Genomic DNA, 21,991 nt, shown 5'->3' on the forward strand with positions numbered 1-21,991 from the left:
ACTCAGAAGTGAAACAGGCCTGCGCCGATGGTAGTGTGGCATTGCCCATGTGAGAGTAGGTCATCGTCAGACTCTTAATACCTGAAACCCCAGCTTCTTCGAAGCTGGGGTTTTTTATTGCCCGGAGAAAAGTCGTCCCGGTTTGGAAATCACCAATTCTTGAAGTACCTCACAGTGACATTGGGTAAAAATGATTAACCTAATGTAAAAGAGCTGGCCAAAATAACCTAAAAACACCAAGCCGGCCTCAGAGACGCTCATCAGTCAACATTTGGCTATGCCGTAAATAAGAACAATGCGGCTACTAAGGAATGTGACTATGAGTAAGAAAGCAGTGTCCTGCCTTCTGTTGCCGCTCGTCAGTGCGGCGGCGGTTGCGGAGCTTCGACCGATTTCCGACCAACAGATGTCGGAGGTCACCGGTCAGGCCTTCGTCTCCGTCGATCGCCAATACCACCCTGACGCAAACGACACCACCGCCTACACCCGGGTCAACCTTGGAATGGATATCGATATCCAGACCAACGTGGACATTCTGGAAATGGGGCGTTATGAGCGTGACGGGGAAAAGCCGGGCACCGCCGACGTCTACATCGAAGACTTTGCCCTCGGTTACATCAACAACCAGGCCTACTACAGCGCCAATCCGGATGCACCGCGGCAGCGGAGGTCCGACGGCACGGCCTACGCCGAAGGCGAGATTGTCCCTTTCTCCATTCAGAATCCCTATTTCGAGTTCGCCTTCGATGAGGCTACTGAGGAAATCGTCGGCTTCCGGCTGGGCTTTGGTGAGTCCATGGGCATCCTTTCCGGGAAGATTCGAACCCTCACCGGCAACGTCAATGTCGACATCATCGACCGGGGGGAGGGGCTCAGGGAAGCCAGTTCCAGTGGAAATTTCTTCGACCAGGTTATCGTCCTGCTAACACCCCTACTTGAGGGCGGTAGTCCGCTCTCGACGAAGGCGCAGTTGGTCTATGGCGAGGAGGGCGACCCGAACATCGGCAGTCTGGATCCGGTCCGGGCGGAATACATCGGGATTCCCGACGGCGAAAAGTTTGTCCTTGAGGATGCCAGCGGCTTCACCCGCTGGTCGGTAAAGAACTTGATTGGTTGGGGGTCAAGTTCCCGGATCGAGGTTCCGGACTGTTCGTTCTTCAGCTGTGGCAGCGGCGACATAAACGTATACGCCGAAGATTGTCTGGTTCTGGGCATCGATTCCTGTTTTGACCTCGACATCTATAACAGCTTTCCGATTGGTGAAGTCGCCAAGGTGGATGGCGAACGGCGAATTACCGGGCCCACCGACGGCGCCTTCATCTCTTTCCAGACCAAGGATCTTGAGTGGCTTAAGGATGTTAGCAAAACCGACCTATCGCCCGAGGATTTCATGCGCGCGACCTCCGGTGCCTTTTTCAACATTCCCAATGGCGCCACTGAGGTGAACCTGAACGAAGCGCTGTACGGAACCCAGCGCTATCGATCCGAATACATTGACCGAGGAAAAGGTCTGTTCTGAGGGAGATGCCATGATGAAGGTTTTCACTGAAATCGCTCGGGCCTGCGCCGTTGCCTGGCTGCTGATGCTATACCTGGTGTGTGCGTCCCTTCCGGCCCGGGCCGAACTCCAAGGGCTGTCAGAACATGAGATGTCCAGCATCGACGGGGCGGGAGTTGGGCTGGTCCTGGAGAATTTCAAGTTTTCCCACGGGACGGATCTGCCGGACGTTGGGGGTAACCAGGCGCGTATCTTCCGCATTGCGGGCATCCGGAGCACCGATGGTCGGCCGGTCGATATCACGGTAAACCACCTGTACATCTCGGGTCCTGGCAGTAACTACGGGGAGGACCTGAGTCCGGTCAATCTGGGGCGCCTGGTCAATCCGTGGCGCATCGATATTGTCGATGGCAATACCATCGAAATCCCGGACAAGGCTGTGCTTGAGTTCGCGGCCCCGGCGATGGTCGGTGCATCGGAGGGTTTCGACTGCATAAGCTCGGGCGCCGTTGCCGGCAGCGGTACCTGCTCGAGTCGTCCGGCCACGGCCGATTATAGTGGAGAGCGTCCGGATATCGGCCTGCAGATGAACGTTGCCGTTGGTGATGATCGCTCCGCCAATATCAATATCCACGCAAAGTCGGCGGTCATCGATGGCAGTTACCTCCGTCTGTGGGGCGATAATGTCCGCGGCCAGATGGTGGGTCAGTTCAAGTTGAACTTCTTTACGCCCGAACTCTCCATCACGGCCTGCGCCCAGGACGGTACGTCCTGCGGATCGCGCATTCTGATGACCGATTTTGCCCTCCAACTGGCCCTCGGTAACCAGCTCCAGCCCGTGTTCTTTGATGTCGATGGCTCCGGTAACTTCGTGGTGGATGTGGCGTCTATCCGTCAGCCGGCGGCCGGCGAGATCGGGGTTGATGGCCTCAGGGGCAGCAGTGATGCTGAGCGCTGGGATTACTACGAAGCGTATTACACCAACCCAGATTATCGCAGCAACCTGGAAATCGGGAACTTCAGTGTTGGGACCCGGGATTTTGGCTCAGCCCGGGTTGAGGGGATGCTCATTCAGCATCTGAATATCCGAACCCGGGATCTGGCGCAATGATGATTCGACGATGGCAAGCGAGGGGATGCGTACTGCTGCCCATGTTGGTGGCGTTACCGGTTGCCGCCGAGATGGCCCGGATGGGGGATGAAGCCATGTCGCGAGTGGCGGGGCAGAGCGGAATATATCTGTCGGGTGACATCAGCATCAACGAAATGGGTGGGCCGGTCGAGAACAGCTATTTTGGCCGATGTGACGATGGCGCAAAAAAGTGTGGGGCCCGGTTTGCCTATCGATTAAAAGAAAACGGTGGCTGGATGGTGTTGGATGACATTCGGGGCAACTTTGCTTTTGAAGGTCTGACCTTACGGATACGGACCGTCGACTCCGGATTCGGCGGCGATGGGGAACTGTTCAATCGTGACGTCCTTGAGCTCGGGCTTCCGAACACCGTCCGGTTCAATGATGTCCGATTCAAGGTCGCCGCGAGCAGCACGGCACGGCCAACGGATCCCGGCTTCCAGCAGACCGATATATTTTCGGTGGAGATGCGGGGAGAGGTCATTATGGAAGGCAATCTGCTGGTCTTCCCAACAGGGAGCCCGTAGCGGCGGGGTTAGGGGGTGGTAATGGAATACAGGAACCGAACCGTTCCGGTTGCCCTGGTTGGCGTCGGCTTGCTGTGGGGCATACTGGCGCCCGAGGTATCTGCCGAACTCCAACGTCTTGACGACTCCGCCATGGCCGGAATCAGCGGGCAGAGTGGCTTAACAATGGAGATGGAGTTGGGCGTGTCAGCGGACCGGATTTCCTACGTTGATGACGGAAATGGCCTGCATCTCGACGGTTTCCGGGTAGGCTCGGCGGTCGACCCGTCGGGACAGGCCTATCACCTGATTGTGGTTGATATTGGCGACGATGCCTCGCTCAATCTCGACTACCTGGTGAGCGATCGCCGAATTGAATTTGGCGACGTCCGTCTGGCCGGGGCGCCGGGAGTCAGCATGGGTGGTGTGTTTTTTGATCATTCGCTTCAGGGCACCCTGAATATCCGTCAGGGGGGTGCGCTTGGCGGAGCCGGTTATACCTTCGATTCAGCCTACACCATGACTGGTGGGCGGCTCGGCTACCGGACCAACGGCAATGAGATCTTCCTGGATGATATCACCATGGATGTCGAAGCGCTGGGCATCACCCTGGATGTGGTCGGCGAAACTCTCCAGCTTGATGCGCCGAGGGTAAGCGCGGCCTGGCGCGTCGGTGCCATCCGCTACAGTAATAACCCGCAGAATCACGGCACGAGTGTCGATGCGTCCTCGGGCGAACTCCTGCCGTCGTTCGGCGGACTGAGTGGAGACTACGAACTGTCCTCCTCGACCGGTCTTGCCGCCGGCGGCCGCCAGGGTGAAGGACTGCGGATCGATAGCGAAACCACCATCCATAGTGCTTCGTTCCTGTATCACGATGACGGTAACAGCCTGGCATTCCGGGATATCACCGGTGCCTACTCGATCAATGATCTTCGGCTCGATGTCGCTAACGATCCGCAAGGTCGTCCAGCGCTCGCCCTCACGGTGGACTCGATCGAGGGTGAGTTTTCGGTGGGTTCGATTGAAATGGGCGGCAATGGAAAAGGCATCGGCGCAGTGAACGTGAGTTTCCTGCTCGAAGACCAGTCCTTCGGCGGGCGAACCTACACCAACGCCCTCTATGTTCAAGGTGGTGGCCATACGGACGCAGGTCCCCAAGGGTTACGTCTTGCGGCCGAGTGGAGCCTGCGTCTCGCCGATCTCAGTTACACAGAAGACAGCAATCGGGTGATCTTTAGCGGTCTGCAGTCTTGGGGGCAGGGCGATGTGACGGTTAATGTCACCAGGAATGAGGTTCGCAATGGCACGCGTTTTTACGATGGTCTGCGTGTCGGGTTCGAAGGGATTCAGGCCGGTTACCGGATCAATGGGTTGCGGGTCGGGAATGAGGATTCGCCCCTTCAAGGCGGGACAGAGTTATTGCTTGCGCTCGGGTTCTATCCGGCCTATGAATTCGAACTTGACGGCCATATGACCCTGGGTCCTGGTGGCGCCACTGGTGAAGGGCTGACGATCAATTCGGACATTCGGATCCGCAATGGCAAAGCCGCACTCATCGCCGCGCCCTATAACGACGGCGAAGGTGACATCCCTCAGAAAGGGCTGTGGATTGGAGAGCTGGAATACGATGGACACATTCGTGGCATGACTCTGGATGTGACGGAGGAGGGGCTGGTCATCGGCAAAGGCGAGGCCTGGAGCACCATGGATATTGGCAACCTTCGAGTTGGCGATAAGTCATCCGGTCGGAGTTTCGGCCGTTTGGTCGTGCAGAAATACGAAACCGGGAGCAGCATGATCATTGTCCCGGGGGGCGCGGGGGCTGTTTGTGCCGGCGGTTCCGGGAGCGATGAGTCTACCTGTATGGCCTCGGGAGGCCTCTGGGAAGACCGTGGCGACCAGGGAATCACGATCCAGCTGAAACAGATTTACGCCAAGGCAGCCGGCGATGCCAAAAAGAATGCCCTGACCTGGGAGACCAATCGGGAGATTGATGGCAACGGTAAACCGGTGAATGGAACCGGTACCCGCTTGGTACTCAATGACATTCACACCAGCGATGGTGGCGAGTTCGACGGCAATGGCGTGGATGACAACACGTTCGGGGTCCGCACCGATCTCTCGGTGGACGTCTACCAGACCAGGGTGGTCAAGAAAGAAACGGGAGCGGATTCGCTTGGCGTGGCGGGTGCCCGCGGCGATGAGAAGATCATGGACGCATCCGCACCCGGCGGCTATCGGTATGTTTCCGAGCCCACCGCGGCCGATCGAGCGAGCCGTCCCCTGGGGTTCGCCGTGCAGGCACGTAGTCGGTTCAAGGAGCTGTCGATCAACAACATTGACCTGGTTCATCCGGACGGCGGCGCACATACGGCGGTCTACGGGGTCAAAATGCAGAATTTTGATATCAAAGCGAATCTGACTGCCACACCGATTCCCTGAATATTTGGTGGCCGGCCGCACAGGCGGTGGCTGCGAGTTTTGTCTTTTGTGCTCTCCTGTTGTTTAATCCGGCCTTACCCACTCTCCTGGCCGGAAAACCTCTGATGAAATCCAAGGCACTGATTACCCTACTGAGCGATGGCGAAGTTCACTCCGGAGAATCGTTGGCCGGTCAGCTCGGCGTCAGCCGGACGGCCGTCTGGAAACAGATTCGACGGGCAATGGATGAGGGGTTCAAGATCGATACTATTCGGGGCCGTGGTTACCAGCTGGTATCTGCTGTCGATCTTCTCGAGCGGGACGTTATCCTGGGCACGGTAGATCAGTGTCATCGGTCAGAGCTGAATCTCGCAATTCTGGATGAGGTGGATTCAACCAACGCGGAAGTGGTTCGGCAGATAGCTGGGGGAGCCGGCGGAATCCCTGTTGCCATCGCCGATTGCCAGACCCAGGGGCGGGGGCGGCGGGGTCGAATCTGGAGCAGTCCGCGGGGCCAGAACCTGTACATGAGCATGGGGCTGACGTTCCATGGTGGGTTTTCGGTGCTCGACGGCCTGAGCCTGGTGCTCGGGGTGGCTGTTGCCAATGCTCTCGAGGGACTCGGCGCCTCCGACATCGGTCTGAAATGGCCAAACGATATTTTCCTGCCCCAGGGTAAGCTGGGGGGCATTCTGGTGGAGCTCCAGGGGGAGTTGCAAGAAGGGGTTGTCCAGGTTATCGCCGGTATTGGTATCAACGTTCACATGTCGGAGGCTGATGGTGTGGACCAGCCCTGGAGCAGTCTGGCCCGGGCGTACCCGGCCATGAACTGGTCCCGGAGTAAGATTGCCGGGTCGATGATCAATGCTGTGCTGGATGCGGCCCATGTATTCTCGGACGTTGGCTTTCGGGATTTTCGCGAGCCCTGGCAGCGCCGGGATATCTTTCAGGGGCAATCGCTTGAGGCCAAGGGTGGAAGTGTGCGCGGTATTGGTGCCGGCATTGATGAGTCTGGCAACTACCTTTTACACACAGACGAGGGCGTTGTCCCGGTACGGGCAGGGGAGATCAGCTTGAGGGTGGCATCATGAGGCTGTTAATCGATGCCGGTAATTCCAGGTTGAAATGGCGCCTCGACCAGGGTGGCCAGATCCTGGGTCAGGGTGTGGGTACGCTCGATGAATCGGATCCGGTTTCCGGGCTACCCGTTGATGCGAGCCAGATCACCAGCGTAGCCGTGTCGACGGTGGCGTCGGAGGAGAAGCGCCTGGGGTTGGTGGCGTTTCTCTCAGCGCGCACTGGCGCACCGGTGCGATTCCATTGGTCTGAGTCCCGGCGCGGAGGGCTTGTTAATGCCTACGCGGATCCTCACAAAATGGGGGCGGACCGCTGGCACGCCATGTACGCTGCCTGGCGATCTTTGAAGGGCGGCTTTGTGGTCGTGGATGCCGGGAGCGCAGTGACTGTGGATTACGTGGCCTCGACAGGCGACCACCTCGGCGGATTCATACTACCCGGTCTGCATATGATGCTACGCAGTCTCAAGACAGATGCCGCACGGATCGGCTTTGATCCGGATCAGGTGTTGGATACCCGGCCCGGCGAATCCACTGGCGAATGCGTCAATCATGGCCTTGCCTGGCTGTCGGCGGCAATGGTGGATCGGATTCACGGGGACGTCCGAACCCACGGCCTGGATCATATTGTCGTTACCGGAGGGGACGCTGACCGGCTTCTGGGCCTTGGGCTCTCTGCGATGAATCGGCCGCAGCTGGTTCTGGAAGGGCTCGCACTGATCGATGATGAGGAGCAGGCGAAATGAAGTGGCTTGCCTTTCTTTTCCTGATTTTGAACCTGGCTGTCTGGTATTTTGCCGGCGTCTTTCAGCCGTCTACAACCTCGGGGACGGGGGCTGCCGGAAATCTGCCACGTGTTGCCAGCCTGAAATCCACCGAGCGGTCGCCGGCTCCGATGCCGCCGGAGTCTCCAGATCCCGAGCCCGTGAACGACTCGCCAGCCCCTGTGGGCGGCCAGACCAGCGCCCAGGACAGTGCGCTTGCAGTTAAGTCGCCGCAGGATTCCCAGGCGCCCGAGAAAGAGCCCGAGCCGGTTGTCGCCGAACCGGCTGCCGTCCCGCCGGTGTGTGTCCGGATGGGGTGGGTTGAGTCGCTTGAGGTGGCTCGGTCACTGACGGCGGACCAGCCCCTGGCGGAGGGCGTCGGCGTAACTTTCGAGGAAGTGGAGCGGGAGTTGCCTCCGTACCACTGGGTCATCATCCCGCCCCAACCAAGGTCGGTCGCCTTGAAACAGTTCCGGGACATTCAGCGTCAGGGCATCGATTCCTATCTGGTTACCGAGGGAGAGAACCGCAATGCCATATCTCTGGGGCTGTTCGAGTCCCGTGAAGCAGCAATATCCGTGCTGGAAGAAAAAAAGCGCCAGAATTTTAATGTGGTACTGGCCAACTTCCCCAGAAATCAGATAAGCTACGCGCTCGTTTTTGAGGCTGAGCCAGAGCTTGCTGAAGAGCTGGTTACGGCGGTCAGAACGGATTACAGGGGCGATTTTGATTTCGTCGAAATCAACCCTTGTGAGGGTGTTGCAACGCCCCAAAAAAATCCGTAGTATACCGCCCTCGCTGACGAGGCGATTGTGAGCTGGCGTAGCTCAGTTGGTAGAGCAGCTGACTTGTAATCAGCAGGTCGGGGGTTCGATTCCGTCCGCCAGCTCCATTTTTTTGTTTTGACAGTTTCGCGTAAGCGGGACTGACTCGGAGGGGTTCCCGAGTGGCCAAAGGGATCAGACTGTAAATCTGACGGCATCGCCTTCGCAGGTTCGAATCCTGCCCCCTCCACCACTAATTGCTCGCGGGCATCGTATAGTGGCTATTACCTCAGCCTTCCAAGCTGATGACGCGGGTTCGATTCCCGCTGCCCGCTCCAATTTAGAAAGCAATGCTCATGTAGCTCAGTTGGTAGAGCACACCCTTGGTAAGGGTGAGGTCGGCGGTTCAAATCCGCCCATGAGCTCCATTATTAATCCGGTCAACGTTATGATCCAGGTTGATTAGGGAGATTGGTCGAATGTCTAAAGAAAAGTTTGATCGCAGTAAGCCGCACCTTAACGTAGGCACCATTGGTCACGTTGACCATGGTAAGACCACTCTGACCGCCGCCCTGACTCGTGTGTGTCACGAAGTGTGGGGAACTGGTTCTGCCAGTGCATTCGATCAGATCGATAACGCACCGGAAGAGAAGGCGCGTGGTATTACTATCGCGACTTCCCACGTTGAGTACGATTCCCCGAATCGTCACTACGCCCACGTAGATTGCCCGGGCCACGCTGACTATGTGAAGAACATGATCACTGGTGCGGCGCAGATGGACGGCGCGATCCTGGTTTGTTCCGCAGCTGACGGCCCCATGCCGCAGACTCGTGAGCACATCCTGCTGTCCCGTCAGGTTGGCGTACCCTACATTGTCGTGTTCCTGAACAAGGCCGACATGGTGGACGACGAAGAGCTGCTCGAGCTGGTTGAGATGGAAGTTCGTGACCTGCTGAGCCAGTACGACTTCCCGGGCGACGACACCCCGATCATTACCGGTTCTGCGCTGATGGCGCTGGACGGTAAGGACGACAACGAGATGGGTACTACCGCTGTTAAGAAGCTGGTAGAGGCCCTGGACGACTACATCCCTGAGCCGGAGCGTGCGATCGATCAGCCGTTCCTGATGCCGATCGAGGACGTATTCTCCATCTCTGGTCGTGGTACCGTTGTGACCGGTCGTGTTGAGCGTGGCATCATCAAGGTTGGTGACGAAGTGGAGATCGTTGGTATCAAGGATACCGTGAAGACCACTTGTACCGGTGTTGAGATGTTCCGCAAGCTGCTGGACGAAGGCCGTGCTGGTGAGAACGTTGGTGTTCTGCTGCGTGGTACCAAGCGTGACGACGTTGAGCGTGGTCAGGTTCTGGCGGTTCCGGGCTCCATCACTCCGCACACCAAGTTCGAGTGCGAAGTGTACGTATTGAGCAAAGAAGAAGGCGGTCGTCATACTCCGTTCTTCAAGGGCTACCGCCCGCAGTTCTACTTCCGTACCACCGACGTAACCGGTTCCTGTGAACTGCCGGAAGGTGTGGAAATGGTTATGCCGGGTGACAACGTGAAGATGAACGTTACCCTGATCGCTCCGATCGCCATGGAAGATGGTCTGCGCTTCGCGATTCGCGAAGGTGGCCGTACCGTTGGTGCCGGCGTGGTCGCCAAGATCATCGAGTAATAGACTCGAAGTAAGTGCGCTGAGTTGTTTCGGTGCAGGCCAGTAGCTCAATTGGCAGAGCAGCGGTCTCCAAAACCGCAGGTTGGGGGTTCGATTCCCTCCTGGCCTGCCATTTTTAAACATCCGGATACATAAGTTGATTCCTATGGAGTCAAAAGCCGTTCAGTCAACCAGTCGTTTCGATCTTTTGAAGTGGCTGGTTGTTTTCGCTCTGATTGCCGTCGGTGTGGTCGGTAATCAGTATTTTAGTGCCGAGTCTCTGCTGTATCGGGTTCTGGCTCTCGTAGGTCTCGCTATTGTTGCGGCCCTTGTGGCGCTTCAGACAGATCGCGGTCGTCGCTTTGCGGCGCTGTTGAAGGAAGCGCGAGTAGAGATCCGGAAAGTGGTATGGCCCACCAGGCCGGAATTGGTGCAGACCACTGTGATTGTCGTGGTATTTGTGCTGGTTGTGGCGCTGTTGTTGTGGGGTATGGATTCGCTGATCAGTATGCTGGTCGCCGGGTTTATCGGTTAACAGGAGTGGGCAATGGCTAAGCGCTGGTACGTCGTTCATGCGTATTCTGGCTTTGAAAAGCATGTGATGCGCACTCTGAAGGAGCGCGTTGCGCTTAACGGCATGGAAGACAAGTTCGGCGAGATCCTGGTCCCGACCGAAGAAGTCGTCGAAATGCGCGAAGGTAAAAAGCGCAAGAGTGAGCGGAAATTCTACCCGGGATACGTACTCGTGCAGATGGAAATGGACGACGGTACGTGGCACCTTGTTAAGAATACCCCGCGGGTACTTGGCTTTATTGGTGGTACCAAGGATAAGCCGGCGCCGATTACCGAGCGTGAGGCTGAGGCTATTCTGCGTCGGGTAGAAAGCGGTGCCGAGAAGCCGAAACCGAAAACCCTGTTTGAGCCGGGTGAAATTGTTCGCGTCGTTGAGGGTCCGTTTGCTGACTTCAACGGTGTCGTTGAGGAAGTTGACTACGACAAGAGTCGGGTCAAGGTTGCTGTACTGATTTTCGGTCGTTCAACTCCGGTAGAGTTGGAGTTTGGGCAGGTCGAAAAAGACTGATCAGTGGCTGATAAGCTGAAAGCTCGCGCGCTCTGGCGACGCGGGCTTTTTGTGTCTGCATTTAGCAGTTAAGAAACCGGGGAGCCGAAAGGCGTTCGAACCCAAAGGAGATCTATCATGGCTAAGAAGATTGAAGCCTACATCAAGCTTCAGGTTGCTGCCGGTAAGGCCAACCCGAGTCCCCCCGTTGGTCCGGCCCTCGGTCAGCGTGGCGTGAATATCATGGAATTCTGCAAGGCGTTCAACGCCCACACCCAGGACGTTGAGCCGGGTCTGCCGATTCCGACAGTTATCACGGTTTACAGTGATCGCAGCTTTACGTTCGTTACCAAGACTCCGCCTGCACCGGTCCTGCTCAAGAAAGCAGCTGGCATCAAGAGTGGCTCTGGTCGTCCAAACACCGAGAAAGTCGGTACCGTGACTCGAGAGCAACTGGAAGAGATTGCCAAGACCAAGGAGCCGGATCTGACTGCAGCCGATATGGACGCAGCGGTTCGTACCATTGCAGGAACAGCCCGTAGCATGGGCCTGAACGTGGAGGGCCTGTAACATGGCAAAGCTGAGCAAGCGTCAGAAGCTGATTCGTGAAAAAGTCGATTCTACTCGCGCCTACTCCGTAGACGAAGCTGTTGCCCTGCTGGTTGAGCTGGGTCAGAACGTCAAATTCAAGGAGTCTGTGGACGTTGCCGTAAACCTGGGTGTTGATGCTCGTAAATCGGACCAGGTGGTTCGTAGCAGCACCGTTCTGCCCCACGGCACTGGCAAGACTGTACGCGTAGCCGTATTTACCCAGGGCGCCAATGCCGAGAAAGCCACCGCAGCGGGCGCTGATGTGGTCGGTATGGACGATCTGGCTGACGAAGTGAAAAAAGGCAACATGGACTTCGACGTGGTTATCGCCACTCCGGATGCCATGCGTGTGGTGGGCCAGCTGGGTCAGATTCTGGGTCCCCGTGGCCTGATGCCGAACCCGAAAGTCGGCACCGTAACACCTGATGTCGAGACCGCGGTGAAAAATGCCAAGGCTGGTCAGGTTCGTTACCGCACCGACAAGAACGGCATTATCCACGCTCCTCTGGGTAACGTTGAATTCTCTGCGCAGAACATCAAGGAAAACCTTGAAGCTCTGATCGCAGATCTGAAAAAGGCCAAGCCCTCTTCGGCGAAAGGTGTGTATCTCAAGAAGATCACCGTTTCGTCGACTATGGGTCCTGGCCTGACTATCGATCAGAGCGGTCTGGCAATCTGATCTCCTGAGCGATAGTTACTTTGTAGTCTAGGCGGAAGCCAAGGCTGTCAAAGACCGCAGGCCCCCGAAGCCTTTCCATTGGGAAGGTTGCAAGGGTTAAAGCAACGCCTGCGCAGACGGTGTGAAGACGTTCTCTCTGAACCCAAACACCGTTAAGGCGCCCGAAAGGGCAATGATGGGTTTGCCGGGATAAGCCCGGCGAAATCGAGGAGAAATCCAGTGGCAATTAGACTCGAAGACAAGAAAGCGATCGTCGCTGAAGTCAACGAGACTGCCGGTGGTGCTCTGTCTGTGGTTCTGGCTGACTACCGTGGTGTTACCTCTGGTGACATGACGGCTCTTCGTGCCAAGGCTCGTGCCGAGAACGTTCTTCTGAAGGTTGTTCGTAACAACCTGGCGAAGATCGCTATCCGCGGTACCGAGTTCGAGTGCATTGATGAGGCCCTGGTTGGCCCGACCATTCTGGCATTCTCTATGGAAGATCCGGGCGCGGCTGCGCGTCTGCTGAAGGATTTTGCCAAAGAGAAAGAGGCGTTTGAGATCAAGGGACTGGCCGTCGGCGGAGAGCTGATGGGTGCAGACCAGATTGATCGCCTTGCCAAGCTGCCAACACGTCACGAAGCGTTGACGATGCTGGCCGCGGTTACACAGGCACCGATCACCAAGCTGGCACGGACACTGAACGAAGTTCCTTCGAAAGTGACTCGTGCTGTAGCGGCAGTTCGCGACCAGAAGCAAGAAGCTGCTTGATTCTGTTGAACACCATTTTTTATATTTTTGGGAGAAAGTCATGGCTCTGTCTAACGAAGACATTTTGAACGCAATCGCAGAAATGAGCGTAATGGACGTAGTTGCGCTTGTTGAGGCAATGGAAGAGAAGTTCGGTGTTTCTGCCGCTGCAGCTGTTGCTGCTGCGCCTGCAGCCGCCGGTGGCGAAGCCGCCGCTGCTGAAGAGCAGACCGAATTTGACGTTGTTCTTACCGGTCCTGGTGAGAAGAAAGTCAACGTAATCAAGGCCGTTCGTGAACTGACCGGCCTGGGTCTGAAAGAAGCTAAGGAAATGGTCGACGGCGCTCCTTCCACTATTAAGGAAGCCGCTAGCAAAGCTGACGCTGAAGAAGCCAAGAAGAAGCTCGAGGAAGCAGGCGCTTCTGTTGAGCTCAAGTAAGAGTCGGCTGTTGATCGAAACCGTGCATTAAGCATGGATAGGCTGGTGGCTTTGTGCCACCGGCCTTTTTCTGTTGTATATGCTACAGAGTCTGGTTGGCGATTACGGGTTGTTATTGGCTCTTTAACCTACGGCCAGAGTCTTGTTCAAGACGGCGCGATAAGCCGAGCAATTCGGCCCCGAAGCAGAACAATGGTTGCTTCTTGATACCAGGTATCAGGTCTAAAGCTGGGGAATGCAGATGACTTACTCCTACACTGAGAAAAAGCGGATTCGCAAAGATTTTAGTAAATTGCCTTCCGTGATGGATGTCCCCTATTTGCTGTCTATTCAGCTGGATTCGTTCCGGGACTTCCTCCAAATGGAAGCCGCTCCTGAAGACCGCCGGGAAACCGGTCTTCACGCAGCATTCAAATCCGTATTCCCGATTGTCAGTTACTCTGGCAACGCCGCGCTCGAATACGTGAGTTATCGTATCGGCGAGCCGGTTTTCGATGTCAAGGAATGCCAGCTTAGGGGCGTAACCTACGCAGCGCCGCTGCGGGTGAAAGTCCGCCTTATCATCTACGATAAGGAATCGTCGAATAAGGCGATCAAGGACATTAAAGAGCAAGAAGTCTACATGGGCGAGATGCCCCTGATGACTGAGAACGGTACCTTCGTTATCAACGGTACCGAGCGTGTTATTGTTTCCCAGTTGCACCGTTCTCCTGGCGTGTTCTTTGATCACGACAAGGGCAAGACCCACTCATCCGGTAAGCTGCTGTACTCGGCCCGGGTGATCCCTTACCGTGGCTCCTGGCTTGACTTCGAGTTCGATCCGAAGGACTCCGTGTTCGTTCGTATCGACCGTCGTCGGAAGCTGCCGGCGTCCATTCTTCTGCGCGGCCTGGGTTACACCTCCGAGCAGATGCTGGAAATGTTTTTCGAAACCAGTAAGTTCAGCCTGGGCGCCGAAGTGTGCAAGCTGGAGCTGGTTCCGAGTCGCTTGCGCGGCGACATTGCGACCTTCGATATCAAGGACAATGACGGCAAGGTCATTGTTGAGGAAGGTCGTCGTATTACAGCGCGCCATATCAAGCAGTTGGAGAAAGCTGGCATCAGCGAGCTCGAAGTTCCGACCGAGTATCTGTATGGCCGGGTATTGGCCAAGGATATGGTCGACACCAAGACGGGTGAAGTTCTTGTCGAGTGTAACTCCGAGCTGACGGAAGAGCTGATCACCAAGATTCTGGACGCGGGTGTTACCGAGATCGAGACGCTGTACACCAACGATCTGGATTGCGGTCCGTTCATGTCCGATACCCTGCGTATCGATCCGACCCGTACGCCGCTGGAAGCGCTGGTTGAGATCTACCGTATGATGCGCCCCGGCGAGCCGCCCACCAAAGAATCGGCCGAGAACCTGTTCAACAACCTGTTCTTCTCCGAGGAGCGTTACGACTTGTCCGCGGTTGGCCGCATGAAGCTCAACCGTCGTCTGCGTCGTGAAGAAAGCACCGGTGAAGGCATCCTTACCCACGAAGACATCATTGATGTCCTGAAAACACTGATCGATATCCGTAACGGTCAGGGTAACGTGGATGACATCGATAACCTCGGTAACCGCCGTGTACGGTGTGTCGGTGAAATGGCTGAAAACCAGTTCCGTGTTGGTCTGGTGCGCGTTGAGCGGGCTGTGCGTGAGCGCCTGAGTCTGGCCGAGAGCGAAGGCCTGATGCCGCAGGATCTGATCAACGCCAAGCCGGTTGCGGCTGCGGTCAAGGAATTCTTCGGTTCCAGTCAGTTGTCCCAGTTCATGGACCAGAACAATCCGTTGTCCGAGGTTACCCACAAGCGTCGGATTTCGGCCCTTGGGCCAGGCGGTCTCACCCGAGAGCGTGCGGGCTTCGAGGTTCGTGACGTCCATCCGACGCACTACGGTCGGGTATGTCCGATCGAGACGCCGGAAGGTCCGAACATCGGTTTGATCAACTCGTTGGCAACCTACGCGCGCTCCAACTCCTACGGTTTCCTTGAGAGTCCGTACCGGAAGGTGGTTGACGGCGTGGTCACCGACGAAGTGGTTTACCTGTCTGCCATCGAAGAGAGCAACTACGTCATCGCCCAGGCCAGCGCGGCCATGGACGAGGAGAGCAAGCGCCTCACCGATGAGCTGGTAACCGTTCGTCACCAGAACGAATTTACCGTTATGCCGCCGGAAAGCGTCAACTTCATGGATGTTTCGCCGCGTCAGGTTGTGTCTGTGGCCGCGTCCCTGATTCCGTTCCTCGAGCACGACGACGCCAACCGCGCCCTGATGGGGGCCAACATGCAGCGTCAGGCCGTGCCAACCCTGCGTTCCCAGGTACCACTGGTGGGTACCGGCGTTGAGCGGACCGTGGCTCAGGACTCCGGTGTCTGTGTGACGGCTCGCCGTGGCGGCGTGATTGAAAGCGTGGACGCGGCCCGTATCGTGGTTCGCGTTGATAACGAAGAAACCGAGGCGGGTGACGCTGGTGTGGATATCTACAACCTCACCAAATACACCCGTTCGAACCAGAACACCTGTATCAACCAGCGCTCCATTGTGCGCCAGGGTGACGTGATTGCCCGCGGCGATGTGCTGGCAGACGGTCCGTCCGTTGATCTCGGTGAACTGGCCCTGGGGCAGAACATGCGTATCGCGTTCATGCCCTGGAACGGCTACAACTTTGAGGACTCCATCCTCATTTCCGAGAAAGTGGTCCAGGAAGACCGCCTGACCACCATCCACATTCAGGAACTGACCTGTGTGGCTCGGGATACCAAGCTGGGCAGCGAAGAGATCACCGCGGATATTCCGAACGTTGGTGAGAGCGCGCTGTCGAAGCTGGATGAGTCCGGCATTGTCTACATCGGTGCCGAAGTCGGCCCGGGCGACATCCTTGTGGGCAAGGTCACGCCGAAAGGCGAGACCCAGCTGACGCCGGAGGAGAAACTCCTGCGTGCCATCTTTGGTGAGAAGGCCTCTGACGTGAAGGATACGTCTTCACGGGTGCCGACCGGCACTCGCGGCACGGTTATTGACGTGCAGGTCTTCACCCGCGACGGCATCGAAAAGGATCAGCGTGCCCAGTCCATCGAGAAAGAGCAGTTGGACCAGTACCGGAAGGATCTCAAAGACGAGTACCGCATCGTTGAAGGTGCAACCTTCGAGCGTCTGATGAATGCTCTGAAAGGTCAGGAAGTCATCAGTGGTCCGGGCCTGAAGAAGGGCGCCAAACTGGACGAGGGTTATCTCGCCGAGTTGCCGCGCCCTGAGTGGTTCAAGCTGCGCATGAAGGAGGACAGCCTGAACGAGCTGCTCGAGAAATCCGAGCAGGGTCTGGAAGACCGCAAAAAAGAGCACGAAGCACGGTTCGACGACAAGAAAGGCAAACTGCAGCAGGGTGATGACCTTGCTCCGGGTGTGCTCAAGATCGTCAAGGTATACCTCGCTATCAAGCGTCGTATCCAGCCGGGTGACAAGATGGCCGGTCGTCACGGTAACAAGGGTGTTATCTCGTCGGTTATGCCGATTGAGGACATGCCTTACGACGAGCACGGCAACACCGTCGACGTCGTTCTTAACCCGCTGGGTGTACCGTCCCGGATGAACGTTGGGCAGGTGCTTGAAACCCACCTGGGTGCCGCGGCCAAAGGCCTTGGTGAGCGTATCAGCCAGATGCTGGATGAGCAGCGCAAAGTGGCCGAGCTTCGTCAGTTGCTGGATGAGATCTACAACCACTCCGACGAAGTGTTCAAGGTGGACCTGGATTCGCTGAGCGACAAGGAAATCCTTGAGATGTGTGGCAACTTGCGGACAGGTGTTCCCATGGCGACGCCGGTCTTCGACGGTGCCAAGGAAGCCGAAGTCAAGCGCATGCTTGAGCTTGCGGGCTTGAACACCACCGGCCAGACCATGCTGTACGACGGTCGCACAGGTGACGCATTTGATCGTCCGGTGACCGTCGGCTACATGTATATCCTGAAGCTGAACCACCTGATCGACGACAAGATGCACGCTCGTTCCACCGGTTCGTACAGCCTGGTTACCCAGCAGCCGCTGGGTGGTAAGGCGCAGTTCGGTGGCCAGCGCTTCGGTGAGATGGAAGTGTGGGCCCTCGAGGCTTACGGTGCGGCGTATACGCTGCAGGAGATGCTCACCGTCAAGTCTGATGACGTGAATGGTCGGACCAAGATGTACAAGAACATCGTCGATGGCGATCATCGCATGGAGCCGGGCATGCCCGAGTCCTTCAACGTTCTTGTCAAGGAAATCCGCTCGTTGGGTATCGACATCGAGCTGGAATCCGAGTGAGCCGAATTGTTTTTGGCAGCGTGAGCGGGCACGACCTGTGCCCGCCCGAGATTAACGCCATCCGGAGCTTTTACTGATGAAAGATTTGCTGAATCTTCTCAAGAGCCAGAACCAAAGCAAGGAATTTGATGCCATCCGAATCGGGCTGGCATCGCCTGACATGATTCGCTCATGGTCTTTTGGTGAAGTGAAGAAGCCTGAGACCATCAACTACCGCACCTTCAAACCGGAGCGTGACGGTCTTTTCTGTGCCAAGATCTTCGGCCCGATCAAGGACTACGAGTGCCTTTGCGGCAAGTACAAGCGCCTCAAGCATCGCGGTGTGATCTGCGAGAAGTGCGGCGTCGAAGTGGCACTGGCGAGTGTGCGTCGTGAGCGTATGGGCCACATTGAGCTGGCCAGCCCGGTCGCTCATATCTGGTTCCTGAAATCACTGCCCTCCCGCATCGGCCTGATGCTGGACATGACCCTGCGCGATATCGAGCGGGTGCTCTACTTCGAATCGTTCATCGTGATCGATCCGGGTATGACGACCCTCGAGCGCGGGCAACTGCTCAATGACGAGCAGTACTATGAAGCCCTGGAAGAGTTCGGCGACGAATTCGACGCCCGCATGGGTGCCGAGGCGGTCAAAGAACTGCTTGAGGGTATCGATCTGCAGGCCGAGGTGGATGCGCTGCGTGAGGAAATCCCGCAGACCAATTCCGAAACCAAGATCAAGAAATTCAGCAAACGTCTGAAGATTCTTGAGGCCTTCCTTTACTCCGGCAACAAGCCGGGCGACATGGTGATGACCGTGCTGCCGGTTCTGCCGCCGGATCTGCGCCCGCTCGTTCCCCTCGATGGTGGTCGTTTCGCGACCTCGGATCTCAACGATCTCTACCGTCGGGTGATCAACCGGAACAACCGTCTCAAGCGCCTGCTGGAGCTCAACGCTCCGGACATCATCGTGCGCAACGAGAAGCGGATGCTGCAGGAAGCGGTCGACGCGCTTCTGGATAATGGTCGTCGCGGCCGTGCCATCACCGGAACCAACAAGCGCCCGCTGAAGTCCCTGGCCGACATGATCAAGGGTAAGCAGGGTCGTTTCCGTCAGAACCTGCTCGGTAAGCGTGTGGACTACTCTGGCCGTTCGGTGATTGTGGTTGGTCCGTACCTGCGTCTGCATCAGTGCGGTCTGCCCAAGAAGATGGCGCTGGAGCTGTTCAAGCCGTTCATTTTCTCGAAGCTGGAACACCGAGGGCTGGCGACTACGATCAAAGCCGCCAAGAAGATGGTCGAGCGCGAAGAGGGTGTGGTCTGGGATATCCTGGACGAAGTTATCCGCGAGCACCCGATCATGCTGAACCGGGCGCCGACCCTGCACCGTCTGGGTATCCAGGCGTTCGAGCCGGTTCTTATCGAAGGTAAGGCGATTCAGTTGCATCCGCTGGTGTGTGCAGCCTACAACGCCGACTTCGACGGTGACCAGATGGCGGTGCACGTGCCGCTGACTCTGGAAGCGCAGCTCGAAGCTCGTGCGTTGATGATGTCTACCAACAACGTACTATCACCGGCCAACGGTGAGCCGATCATCGTGCCGTCCCAGGACGTGGTTCTGGGTCTGTACTACATGACCCGTGAGCGCAAGAACGCGCCCGGCGAAGGGATGACCTTCGCAGACGTGAAAGAGGCGCATCGGGCGTACGGCGCCGGCAAGGTTGACCTCCAGGCGCGCGTCAAGGTGCGGGTAAAGGAAGTGTCTATCGCCGAAGATGGTTCGCGCACCGAAGTCTTCAACATTGTTGATACGACGGTCGGGCGTGCCTTGCTGTTTGATATCGTGCCTGACGGCCTGTCCTTCGAGCTGGTCAACAAGCCGATGGTCAAGAAGGCGATCTCGAACCTGATCAATACCTGTTACCGTGACGCCGGTCTTAAAGACACGGTTATCTTCGCGGACCAGCTCATGTACATGGGCTACCACTATGCGACGGTTTCCGGTATCTCCATCGGCTTCAACGATTTCGAGATTCCGCCGGAGAAGTACGAGCTGGTTGATGCGGCTACCGAGGAAGTGAAGGATATCGAAACCCAGTACGCGTCCGGTCTGCTGACCCAGGGCGAGAAGTACAACAAGGTGATCGATATCTGGTCCCGCGCCAACGACAAAGTCTCCAAGGCCATGATGGAGCGTTTGGCGAAAGAGCAGGTGATTGGCCCTGACGGCCAGCCTGTGAAGGGCGAGGACGGTGAGTTCCTCATGCAGGAATCCTTCAACTCGGTTTATATGATGGCTGACTCCGGCGCCCGGGGTTCTGCGGCCCAGATTCGTCAGCTGGCTGGTATGCGTGGCCTGATGGCCAAGCCCGACGGCTCCATCATCGAGACGCCGATCACCGCGAACTTCCGTGAAGGTCTGAATGTACTCCAGTACTTCATCTCGACCCACGGTGCTCGTAAGGGTCTGGCTGATACCGCCCTGAAGACCGCGAACTCGGGTTACCTGACCCGTCGACTGGTTGACGTGTCCCAGGATCTGGTTGTCACCGAGGAAGACTGTGGCACCGACGAAGGTCTGCTGATGACGCCGCATATCGAAGGGGGCGACGTAGTTGTGCCGCTGGGCGATCGTGTTCTGGGTCGTGTGACCGCGCGTGACGCCTTTACCCCGACCGACAAGGACAACGCGGTTGTTCCTGCCGGAACCCTGCTGGATGAGAAAACCGTTGAATCTCTCGAGCGTGCGGGTGTGGACGAAGTCTGGGTTCGCTCCGCGATCACCTGTGAGACTCGCCACGGTATCTGTTCCAAGTGTTACGGTCGTGACCTTGCCCGTGGTCATCAGGTCAACGTTGGTGAGGCTGTCGGTGTTATCGCGGCCCAGTCCATCGGTGAGCCGGGTACCCAGCTCACGATGCGTACCTTCCACATCGGTGGTGCGGCGAGCCGGGCGTCTGCGGTTGACAACATCCAGGTCAAGCACGGCGGTACCGTACGCCTGCACAACCTGAAGTCTATCGAGAAGAGTGATGGCTCCCTGGTCGTGGTGTCGCGTTCCTCCGCGTTGGCGATTGCCGACGAGCAGGGCCGTGAGCGCGAATGGTACAAGCTGCCTTACGGCGCGGTACTGTCAGTGAAGCACGGCGATGCTGTTGAAGCCGGGGTTGTGGTTGCCAAGTGGGATCCGCACACGCACCCGATCATCGCCGAGGCCGAAGGCACCGCGAAATTCGTCAACATGGACCAGGGCATTACTGTCCGCACCCAGACCGACGAACTGACCGGCCTGTCGACCATGGAAGTTATCGATCCCAAGGAGCGTCCGGCGGCTGGTAAGGACATTCGTCCTGCCATCCAGATGCTGGATGCCAGCGGAAACGATGTGGAGCTGCCTGGTGGCGGTGCCGCGATCTACTTCCTGCCTGCCAACGCGCTGGTGACCATGGCCAACGGCGCCCGGATCGAGCTGGGTGATGTTGTTGCCCGGATTCCACAGGAAAGTTCGAAGACTCGTGATATTACCGGTGGTCTTCCACGGGTTGCGGATCTGTTCGAGGCCCGTCGCCCGAAAGAATCCTCCATCCTGGCGGAAATCAGCGGCATGGTGTCGTTCGGTAAAGAAACCAAGGGCAAGAAACGCCTGGTGATCACGCCGAAAGATGCCGACGCCTACGAAGTGCTGATTCCGAAGCACCGTCAGCTGAACGTGTTCGAAGGTGAAACGGTTGAGAAAGGCGAGGTGATTTCCGATGGTCCTTCCAACCCGCACGACATCTTGCGTCTGCTGGGTGTGGTCGAGCTGGCCAAGTACATCACCAACGAGATCCAGGACGTTTACCGTCTGCAGGGTGTTGTCATCAACGATAAGCATATCGAGGTTATCGTTCGGCAGATGCTGCGGAAGGTAGAAATCACGGATCCGGGCGATACCACGCTTCTTTCTGGTGACCAGGTTGAAATCACCCAGGTTCTGGAAGAAAACGAGAACGCTATCGCTGCAGACAAAGAGCCTGCGCGATTCGACCGTCTGCTGCTCGGTATCACCAAGGCCTCCCTGGCAACTGAGTCGTTCATTTCGGCGGCATCGTTCCAGGAAACCACCCGGGTTCTCACTGAGGGCGCGGTCACAGGTAAGCGTGATTACCTGCGCGGCCTCAAGGAAAACGTTGTGGTTGGTCGACTGATTCCGGCCGGTACGGGGCTTGCCTACCACGCTGAACGTCGCCGCAAGCGCGACCTTGAAGCTCAGGGCGTCACCGCAGCCGATGTGGAAGAAGCCCTGAGTGCCGAGCTCAACCGCGAAAGCTGAGTTGAGTAGGTACACCACCTCCGGGTAGATACCTACCCGCGAGGTGGTTAAAAAGAGATCAG

Annotated in this window: 16 protein-coding genes and 5 tRNA genes; all 21 read left to right on the forward strand. The window is 57.2% G+C overall.

The window, feature by feature from the left end; all coding sequences use genetic code 11:
• Positions 1–319: 319 nt before the first annotated feature.
• Positions 320–1,519, forward strand: a complete 1,200-nt coding sequence (locus KXD86_RS17315; protein ID WP_218637416.1) for a DUF6160 family protein — start codon at positions 320–322, stop codon at positions 1,517–1,519.
• Between the two features lie 10 nt (positions 1,520–1,529).
• Positions 1,530–2,609, forward strand: coding sequence for a hypothetical protein (locus KXD86_RS17320; RefSeq protein ID WP_218637417.1), 1,080 nt, complete (start codon positions 1,530–1,532; stop codon positions 2,607–2,609).
• Positions 2,606–3,157 (forward strand): hypothetical protein, encoded by a 552-nt coding sequence (locus KXD86_RS17325; RefSeq protein ID WP_228739673.1) that lies wholly within the window; start codon positions 2,606–2,608, stop codon positions 3,155–3,157. Before KXD86_RS17320 ends, KXD86_RS17325 begins: the two co-directional genes overlap by 4 nt.
• A 21-nt stretch (positions 3,158–3,178) precedes the next feature.
• On the forward strand, positions 3,179–5,581 hold the full coding sequence (locus KXD86_RS17330; protein WP_218637418.1) for a DUF6160 family protein: 2,403 nt from the start codon (positions 3,179–3,181) through the stop codon (positions 5,579–5,581).
• Between the two features lie 104 nt (positions 5,582–5,685).
• Complete coding sequence (locus tag KXD86_RS17335; protein WP_218637419.1) at positions 5,686–6,651, forward strand: biotin--[acetyl-CoA-carboxylase] ligase; 966 nt, start codon at positions 5,686–5,688, stop codon at positions 6,649–6,651.
• Positions 6,648–7,382, forward strand: coding sequence for a type III pantothenate kinase (locus KXD86_RS17340; protein WP_218637420.1), 735 nt, complete (start codon positions 6,648–6,650; stop codon positions 7,380–7,382). Before KXD86_RS17335 ends, KXD86_RS17340 begins: the two co-directional genes overlap by 4 nt.
• Complete coding sequence (locus KXD86_RS18925) at positions 7,379–8,185, forward strand: hypothetical protein (protein WP_228739674.1); 807 nt, start codon at positions 7,379–7,381, stop codon at positions 8,183–8,185. Before KXD86_RS17340 ends, KXD86_RS18925 begins: the two co-directional genes overlap by 4 nt.
• Before the next feature lie 31 nt (positions 8,186–8,216).
• Positions 8,217–8,292 (forward strand) — tRNA-Thr (locus KXD86_RS17350).
• A 40-nt stretch (positions 8,293–8,332) separates the two neighbouring features.
• A tRNA-Tyr gene (locus tag KXD86_RS17355) sits at positions 8,333–8,417 on the forward strand.
• A gap of 10 nt (positions 8,418–8,427) precedes the next feature.
• Positions 8,428–8,502: transfer RNA gene (locus tag KXD86_RS17360), tRNA-Gly, on the forward strand.
• Between the two features lie 14 nt (positions 8,503–8,516).
• A tRNA-Thr gene (locus KXD86_RS17365) sits at positions 8,517–8,592 on the forward strand.
• A 51-nt stretch (positions 8,593–8,643) separates the two neighbouring features.
• Entirely contained in the window at positions 8,644–9,840 is a 1,197-nt protein-coding gene (gene tuf, locus KXD86_RS17370) for an elongation factor Tu (RefSeq protein ID WP_218637421.1), read from the forward strand.
• 36 nt (positions 9,841–9,876) lie between these two features.
• Positions 9,877–9,952: transfer RNA gene (locus tag KXD86_RS17375), tRNA-Trp, on the forward strand.
• A 33-nt stretch (positions 9,953–9,985) separates the two neighbouring features.
• The gene (secE, locus tag KXD86_RS17380; RefSeq protein WP_218637422.1) at positions 9,986–10,354 is read left to right on the forward strand and encodes a preprotein translocase subunit SecE; all 369 of its coding nucleotides are present in this window, start codon (positions 9,986–9,988) and stop codon (positions 10,352–10,354) included.
• A 12-nt stretch (positions 10,355–10,366) separates the two neighbouring features.
• Positions 10,367–10,900 carry a transcription termination/antitermination protein NusG gene (nusG, locus tag KXD86_RS17385; protein WP_218637423.1) on the forward strand — a complete coding sequence of 178 codons (534 nt, stop codon included), beginning with the start codon at positions 10,367–10,369 and terminating at the stop codon, positions 10,898–10,900.
• A gap of 117 nt (positions 10,901–11,017) precedes the next feature.
• Entirely contained in the window at positions 11,018–11,449 is a 432-nt protein-coding gene (rplK, locus tag KXD86_RS17390; RefSeq protein ID WP_218637424.1) for a 50S ribosomal protein L11, read from the forward strand.
• Position 11,450: 1 nt separating this feature from the next.
• The gene (gene rplA / locus KXD86_RS17395; protein WP_218637425.1) at positions 11,451–12,149 is read left to right on the forward strand and encodes a 50S ribosomal protein L1; all 699 of its coding nucleotides are present in this window, start codon (positions 11,451–11,453) and stop codon (positions 12,147–12,149) included.
• A 219-nt stretch (positions 12,150–12,368) separates the two neighbouring features.
• A complete protein-coding gene (rplJ, locus tag KXD86_RS17400; RefSeq protein WP_218637426.1) occupies positions 12,369–12,899 on the forward strand; it encodes a 50S ribosomal protein L10 in 531 nt (176 codons plus the stop codon).
• A gap of 40 nt (positions 12,900–12,939) precedes the next feature.
• Positions 12,940–13,317: a 50S ribosomal protein L7/L12 gene (gene rplL, locus KXD86_RS17405; RefSeq protein ID WP_218637427.1), complete on the forward strand. Its 378-nt coding sequence runs from the start codon at positions 12,940–12,942 to the stop codon at positions 13,315–13,317.
• 241 nt (positions 13,318–13,558) lie between these two features.
• The gene (gene rpoB / locus KXD86_RS17410) at positions 13,559–17,638 is read left to right on the forward strand and encodes a DNA-directed RNA polymerase subunit beta (RefSeq protein WP_218637428.1); all 4,080 of its coding nucleotides are present in this window, start codon (positions 13,559–13,561) and stop codon (positions 17,636–17,638) included.
• Positions 17,639–17,714: 76 nt separating this feature from the next.
• Positions 17,715–21,929: a DNA-directed RNA polymerase subunit beta' gene (gene rpoC, locus KXD86_RS17415; RefSeq protein ID WP_218637429.1), complete on the forward strand. Its 4,215-nt coding sequence runs from the start codon at positions 17,715–17,717 to the stop codon at positions 21,927–21,929.
• Positions 21,930–21,991 lie beyond the last annotated feature (62 nt).

This window comes from Marinobacter arenosus, assembly GCF_019264345.1.
Classification (GTDB): domain Bacteria; phylum Pseudomonadota; class Gammaproteobacteria; order Pseudomonadales; family Oleiphilaceae; genus Marinobacter; species Marinobacter arenosus.